Origin of the sequence: Pseudolactococcus piscium (genome assembly GCF_002441695.1) — a bacterium.
Classification (GTDB): Bacteria; Bacillota; Bacilli; order Lactobacillales; family Streptococcaceae; genus Pseudolactococcus; species Pseudolactococcus piscium.
The window spans coordinates 119,248-125,517 of sequence record NZ_JXJW01000005.1; the positions used below are offsets into that span (position 1 = coordinate 119,248).

Here is a 6,270-nt window from a genome sequence, read left to right on the forward strand (position 1 = left end):
AGTCAGATAATTCAAAGTAAGTCAGTTTTATTCCCTGACCATATTCTTGATCAATATGCCATTTTCAACGAAGAAATGCTGTATATTATCACGCACAACTGCAAGTTAATGGCTTAATCTGCTATACTAGGTATATCACATAACTTACTAGGAGCTTTAATATGAAAGCAAATTTGGCGCGACGTTTACGACCGCGATCAATCGATGACATCATCGGCCAGCGCCATTTAGTTGGTGACGGCATGATCATTCGACGCATGGTTGAGACCAAACTACTTAGCTCGATGATTCTATACGGCCCACCAGGGATTGGCAAAACCTCGATTGCATCAGCGATTGCTGGTACAGCAGACATGGCCTTTCGTACCTTTAATGCAACATCTGATAAAAAGACTAAGTTACAAGAAATTGCAGCCGAAGCTCAGTTTTCAGGGCAACTGGTCTTATTATTAGATGAAATACACCGACTAGACAAGCCTAAGCAAGACTTTTTACTACCTTTACTCGAAAATGGTGAAATTATCTTGATCGGGGCCACGACTGAAAATCCTTATTTTAGTGTTGTCCCTGCCATACGTAGTCGTGTACAAATCTTTGAACTTCACTCACTGACCCCTGAAGATATTAGTCTTGCTATTGAACGCGCTATCTCGGATCATGAACGTGGTTTTGACTTTGACGTGACACTTGACGATGACGCCAAACAATTTTTAGCACAAGGCACAAACGGAGACGTTCGTGCGGCACTAAACTCCTTAGAACTAGCTGTCTTATCCAGTCATGAACATCATGTGACCCTAGATGATATGGCAAACTCTCTCCAAAAATCAGCTGCCACTTTTGATAAAGATGGCGATGCCCACTATGATCTCCTATCAGCACTTCAAAAGTCGATTCGTGGTTCTGATGTCAACGCAAGTTTACACTATGCTGCAAGATTGATAGAGGGTGGAGATTTGCAGAGCCTATGCCGGCGTTTGATGGTCATCGCCTACGAAGATATTGGACTTGCTAACCCCGATGCTGCCATGCATACCGTGACAGCTGTCACAGCTGCCGAACGACTAGGCTTTCCAGAAGCACGAATTCCTTTAGCTAATGTCGTTGTTGATCTAGCCCTATCTCCAAAATCTAATGCCGCCTATACAGCACTAGATACTGCCATAGGTGACCTGCATAAACACGGTGTCTTACAGATCCCACCACATCTACAAGACGGTCATTATACAGGCGCAAAAAAATTAGGTCGTGCTGTAAATTATCAATATCCCCATGCCTTCCCTGGGCACTGGGTTGACCAACAATACCTGCCTGATCCACTAAAAAAAGTCCAATATTTCCATTCTGATGGCTTAGGAAAATATGAGCGTGCCTTACAGTTACGACTGGATGACATCAACCGAAGCAAAAAGAATTGACTCAATCAGCATTTATGGTTTCTTCCCCTTGCTACGTTTACACGAAAGCGACAAGTCGTTGACACCCTGTATTACCTGAACCAAAGCAGTAAATAAAGAAAAATGTTTCGTTACCCTAGAAATCCACACCAATCAGAACGGAGAAAAAATGACAAGAGACGAATTAGAAAAACGCATTAGAAATGACCTAAACCTACCCCATTTTAAAGCACAGATTGACGAGAACAAAGACTATTCTGAGGATGAATTTCAGGAGTTTAAAAGTAGTTTGGTGAACTACTATAAGGCCTATGTACAGGATATCGATACTGATTTCCAAGGTGGGCTTAAGTAAGCCCCGCTATAAAACGGGTTACCTAATCCGTGAGGATACGGATTTATAAAAAATACAGGTCTTGGTATATTACCAGTACCTGTATTTTTTATGACCTAACTCAGTTAATTTTTTCAGAAATATAATCAACTACCTGACCTAAGGTTAAGATGTGTTCAGCATCTTCATCAGAAATTTCTATACCAAACTCATCTTCCAAAGCCAGTGTAAACTCCATCAAGCTAATTGAATCTGCATTTAAATCTTCAACCACATTTGACTCAAGTGTTATCGTCTCAGCGTCAAGATCTAATGTCTTAACTAAACTCTCTTTAATCTTAGCAAAAAGCGCTTCTTTACTGATAGTCATTATTTGTCCTCCTGATAATGGCGTACTAGTTTACCAACAACGTCAGTTTCTAACATCTTATGCGTTTGTTTAAGTGTTGCAAAGATTGCATCTGCTTTTGATGACCCATGACTCTTAATCACCGGTGCTTTTAGACCAAATAGTACTGCACCACCAGCTTTTTCGTAATCTAGTGAATCTTTTAAACGATAGAGAGATTTTTTCATCAAAAGGGCCCCGATTTTTGATAAAATCCCACCCTCAGTAATCGCTGTTTTTAACTGCTTCATCAAGCTTGAGGCAGTCCCTTCGATTGATTTCAGAACAGCATTACCTGTAAAGCCATCTACGACAACAACATCAGCGACACCATTCATTAGCTCGCGTGCTTCAACATTACCGATAAAGTTAATCGTCTCATCAGCCGCAAGCAACTCATAGGCTTCTTTTTGCAAAGGTGCACCTTTGCTGGCTTCAGACCCATTATTTAGCAGACCGACAGTAGGTCTTTCTATACCTCTCACATTAGCCGCATAGAAAGAGCCTAGAACCGCAAAGTTATGGAGATGACGTGCTGTATTTTCAGCATTAGCTCCCAAATCTAGCATATCAAAGCCTTTACCATCCAAGGTCGGCATCGTTGACATCAAACCTGGCCGATCAACTTGTTTGATCCGACCAACAGTAAAAATACCACTAGCCAGGAGTGCACCCGTATTACCAGCAGATATGAGGGCATCTGCCTCACCGTTTTTCACTGCTGTTGCAGCTAATACGAGACTTGCCTTTTTCTTACTCCTAATGGCTTTGACCGGATCAGACTCACCTGAGTCAATCTTTTCCGTCGTATGGACGATCGTCATATTTGTCATATCGCTTATTAGTGGGCGAATCTTAGTTTCGTCCCCAAATAAAATAAACTCAGTATCTGTAAATTCGGCTCGCGCCAAAAGACACCCTTCGACAACGGATTTTGGTGCAAAATCTCCACCCATTGCGTCTATTGCTAATTTCTTTTTCATTCTAATATTATAGCACACCACCTCATCAGACCGCAACAGATAGCACTAAAAGCGGTATATAGGCATTCTTAAATTTTACTACCTCAACAGACCTCATTAGATCTCAAGCAAGGGATGGTTAAAAGGATGGTTAAAACGTAACTCATTTTTTGTCAGGCAAGGTGCTGTGTGTCTATGATACACGGCTTTTTTTATGTCAGTATTTGTCAGTGTGCATGGTTGCATGAACGTAGTTAAACGATTGCTCACAAACGCTATAATACCAAGGATTTTAGGCATTATTGATGATAAAAAACGTAGTAAATTAACGTAGTTAAATCATATACACTGCCTATTTTTATGAATATCACGCGCGTGATACGCTAACAGTTTCAACTTTAAAATCATACTTAGAAAAGTCTACAATCCCATAGGCTACAGCAAAATCAAATAAAATAACTTTTAAACGTATACCGTATTGCGTTTTACCGTAACCTGATAATTCAACAAGTCGCCATGAACTTAGTTCATTTGATTTCATATATTTATTTTTCAAGTATTCATTATTGTCTACCCTCTCAACTGCCTGCTCTATCTTTTCAACCCTTTCGCCTAATTCTAAGTATCTCATCAGCTCAGGGCTTTCATTGCTTGTACGTGCTACTTTTGATGTAGACACACCGCTATAATGCTGTGTATGCGCTTGTGGCATTGATAGCGTATAAGCTTTTTTTAACTGTCTATAGCCACTTAACACTCGCCTAGCTTGCTTTAAGATAACGTCTTGCTCCTCTTTGCTAATATCAAATAATTCAAACATATTTTAATACCTTTCTAACTGATTTCACATACCTAATTATACCATTTGTTAGTTGTATTAACTAACGCCTATACCTTTACTACTAAAACACTTTTATAAGGCAATTTTAAGTACTAAGCAACGATTTAAGTCATATTGTGATACTTTATAAGCGAACTGTATTAGAGCGCTAAAACAGTGCTTAAAATAGCTTATACGATATATCTTAAATGACAAGTTATCCTATACCGACAAAACGTCGGGTTAGACCTTAGATCACATACTCTTTTTTAAGACCTCTAAAATCTCTACATACAGTAATCTGAGGCTTATAGCAAATCGTTATAAGCTAATTAATATCTGAGGTTTTCTGTGGTTCTTTTGTAGGTTGTATAACCTACTGAATAGCATTAAACCGAAACTGACCATACAAGACCCTATCATTGCTGTTGTGATGTTTCAGTCAATATAAGACTAGGGGGAGGGGGGTAGTACGTGCGCGTAATACATTTTGGGAGTTGACCCCTCCCACCGGTTCCATTAAATTACATTTAGGGTAAAACTTTTAAGGTGGGGGCCGATCTATAAAGTTTCATACAAATAGTGTATAAAAAAAACACTACCTTAAATTAGATAATGTTTTAGAAAACTAGTTATACTTGCGTTAAATTACTTTGTCTTTGAATTACACTTAATACTTGTCTTGAAACTGGTCCCACTATTAATAACTGTAAAGGTAAAGCCATTACAATGTTAGTTTTCCATGCCTGTAAGTAATCTGAAAAAGTTATATCAGAAATATTACCATTCATAATTAAACCAAAAACAGACATGAATGTGACCATACCAATAACCATTAGTGCTGATATTGTAATAATCAATTGAAATTTACTATTTTTATTTATTGGTAATTTAAACGCTAATTTTTTAGCAACTACTCCGACTATAAAAACATCTAAAACAAAAGCAACTATAAAACCTGGTATAAAACCTATAGCTAACTCAATAATGTCTAAACTGTTATGTACCCATAAATTATAAGCACTCATACCAATAACCATAAGTGAGCACATCATCACTGTAAAAATAATTCCTTCTTTTTTGTTTGTAGGCAAAATAATGCCCTCCTTTTCTATCAAACAAAAATCAGTATAGCATAATTAAAAATATTTCGTAAGCGATTTTTTTATAATTTGTTGCTATTAATTAATATAAAAATCAAATTATAAATAAGATAAACATATACCCCCCAAAAATTTCCCTAGATATCTTTTAAAACCTTGCTAGTATTTCTAAAATTATTCTCTTATATGATATGACATTACGAAAAAAGGGGGTTTTTATACACCTCTTGTACGCAACAAGGGGATTTTTAAAGCCTACAAAAGGCTCTGTTAAGCCATTCTATATCAGAAAAAAGTTTTTTCAAATTCCCGTAAATTTGGAAACACCTATCCTACCCGTTCCTTTAAGTGATTACAATTTTAGATGTAAAGGTGGGGGGCTAAAGTAAGTGATCAGCATTAGCATATTCGAGTTACGAAAGTCTATAAATCATTGCTGTTAAAAGGTTTATCCTTGTGATCAAAAAGACTAAACTATTACCAATAGTCTAGCTCTTATCATTTTAAAATCTCGCGCGAGAAAATATGTGCAATGACTGCTGAACGACGTAGCGCACACGGGGAGGGGTGGGTATGCCCCCTTATCCAAAAACTTTGCGTACCCATTCAGATTCACTATAAAATATTTACACCATATAAATAAATTTTAAAAAAATATTTTTTATTTTTATTTATTACAAACCTTTTAGTAAGTTGCTCCATGCTTGATTGATTCCGTCTGTCTTGTCGGAGCTGACTCCGTGCTTGCTTTCATATTCAGATTCAATCTGTTGCATAGCTTTTTGTTTAGCGGATTCAATTTCTTTATCACGCTTTAACATATTCTCGTTATAATTTCTTTCGGCAACTTGCTTCGTAAGTCTTTTTATTTCATCAGCTTCAGCGTTCGCTTTATCTCGCATTTTGTCAAAGAATTCTTTACTCTGCTGTCGGTTCGCCTCCTCTCGCTCCTTACGTTCAATCTCAGCACGTTTATAGGTTTCAGTAACCCAGTTGCCTGTAAATTGTTGGCCATTGTCCTTGCTTGTTTCTGTCATAATATTCCCCTTTTTATTCTACTGTCATCTCATCAAGAAATGTATTGCCTAGATATTTACCAAGGTAAACAGTTCTTACAGTATTGTTATTTCGATATTCCTTGGTTTGGGTTACAATAAACCCATTAGCTGCTTTCAAACAATCAGCGTCTTTATAGATGTCATACTGGGCGATATTTAATAACTCATCAGCTTTAACAAATACTGCATTTGATTCCTCTGACAATGC

Annotated in this window: 7 protein-coding genes and 1 pseudogene; 2 read left to right on the forward strand and 6 right to left on the reverse strand. The window is 37.5% G+C overall.

The window, feature by feature from the left end; all coding sequences use genetic code 11:
* The first annotated feature begins 161 nt into the window (after window positions 1-161).
* Window positions 162-1,418 (forward strand): replication-associated recombination protein A, encoded by a 1,257-nt coding sequence (locus tag RU86_RS03865; RefSeq protein ID WP_096814141.1) that lies wholly within the window; start codon window positions 162-164, stop codon window positions 1,416-1,418.
* Between the two features lie 148 nt (window positions 1,419-1,566).
* Window positions 1,567-1,752: a hypothetical protein gene (locus RU86_RS03870; RefSeq protein WP_047914580.1), complete on the forward strand. Its 186-nt coding sequence runs from the start codon at window positions 1,567-1,569 to the stop codon at window positions 1,750-1,752.
* Window positions 1,753-1,852: 100 nt separating this feature from the next.
* Here the strand turns inward: RU86_RS03870 and acpP are convergent, their stop codons facing one another.
* From acpP to RU86_RS12010, 6 genes and pseudogenes are all read right to left on the reverse strand, one after another.
* Window positions 1,853-2,101: an acyl carrier protein gene (gene acpP, locus RU86_RS03875; RefSeq protein ID WP_079504471.1), complete on the reverse strand. Its 249-nt coding sequence runs from the start codon at window positions 2,099-2,101 to the stop codon at window positions 1,853-1,855.
* Window positions 2,101-3,102, reverse strand: coding sequence for a phosphate acyltransferase PlsX (gene plsX, locus RU86_RS03880; protein WP_079504469.1), 1,002 nt, complete (start codon window positions 3,100-3,102; stop codon window positions 2,101-2,103). Before plsX ends, acpP begins: the two co-directional genes overlap by 1 nt.
* Before the next feature lie 346 nt (window positions 3,103-3,448).
* Window positions 3,449-3,901 carry a hypothetical protein gene (locus tag RU86_RS03885; RefSeq protein WP_096814142.1) on the reverse strand — a complete coding sequence of 151 codons (453 nt, stop codon included), beginning with the start codon at window positions 3,899-3,901 and terminating at the stop codon, window positions 3,449-3,451.
* 632 nt (window positions 3,902-4,533) lie between these two features.
* Entirely contained in the window at window positions 4,534-4,995 is a 462-nt protein-coding gene (locus RU86_RS03890; RefSeq protein ID WP_096814143.1) for a DUF2798 domain-containing protein, read from the reverse strand.
* A 683-nt stretch (window positions 4,996-5,678) separates the two neighbouring features.
* Window positions 5,679-6,041: a hypothetical protein gene (locus tag RU86_RS03895; protein ID WP_096814144.1), complete on the reverse strand. Its 363-nt coding sequence runs from the start codon at window positions 6,039-6,041 to the stop codon at window positions 5,679-5,681.
* A gap of 13 nt (window positions 6,042-6,054) precedes the next feature.
* Window positions 6,055-6,270 (reverse strand): annotated as a pseudogene (locus RU86_RS12010) (hypothetical protein); the annotation flags it as partial.

Excerpts from the sequence above, each read along its gene's own strand:
- RU86_RS03865 (WP_096814141.1), top strand. The coding sequence starts at position 162 with ATGAAAGCAAATTTGGCGCGACGTTTACGACCGCGATCAATCGATGAC.
- RU86_RS03870 (WP_047914580.1), top strand. The coding sequence starts at position 1,567 with ATGACAAGAGACGAATTAGAAAAACGCATTAGAAATGACCTAAACCTA.
- acpP (WP_079504471.1), bottom strand. The coding sequence starts at position 2,101 with ATGACTATCAGTAAAGAAGCGCTTTTTGCTAAGATTAAAGAGAGTTTA.
- plsX (WP_079504469.1), bottom strand. The coding sequence starts at position 3,102 with ATGAAAAAGAAATTAGCAATAGACGCAATGGGTGGAGATTTTGCACCA.
- RU86_RS03885 (WP_096814142.1), bottom strand. The coding sequence starts at position 3,901 with ATGTTTGAATTATTTGATATTAGCAAAGAGGAGCAAGACGTTATCTTA.
- RU86_RS03895 (WP_096814144.1), bottom strand. The coding sequence starts at position 6,041 with ATGACAGAAACAAGCAAGGACAATGGCCAACAATTTACAGGCAACTGG.